This is a genomic window from Achromobacter sp. SIMBA_011 (genome assembly GCF_046535435.1).
GTDB lineage: Bacteria > Pseudomonadota > Gammaproteobacteria > Burkholderiales > Burkholderiaceae_B > Achromobacter > Achromobacter dolens.
Window position 1 is genome coordinate 1 of sequence record NZ_JAWRWN010001251.1, and the last position, 235, is coordinate 235.

Below are 235 nucleotides of genomic sequence, written 5' to 3' on the forward strand. Positions count from 1 at the left end.
GACGAAAAAAAGCGCGGCCGAGCCGCGCTTTTTTTGTGTCTCCGGATCGAAACCGGATTCAGCGACCGAGCTGACGCTTGACCCAATCCGCGTAGCGATCGACGAACGCCTGCAGGAATTTTCGCGTATCGTCGTTCACAATCTCGCCATTTTCGTTGATCCTGCTGGCATCGTGCTTGATGAACATCTCGGGTTGACCGAGCGTCGCCACGTCGAGATAGGCGAGCACGTTGCG

At 56.6% G+C, this 235-nt stretch carries 1 pseudogene; it reads right to left on the minus strand.

Annotated features, from left to right (window positions below):
- Nucleotides 1-58: 58 nt before the first annotated feature.
- A pseudogene (locus SB816_RS35065) lies at nucleotides 59-235 on the minus strand (NADPH-dependent FMN reductase); the annotation flags it as partial.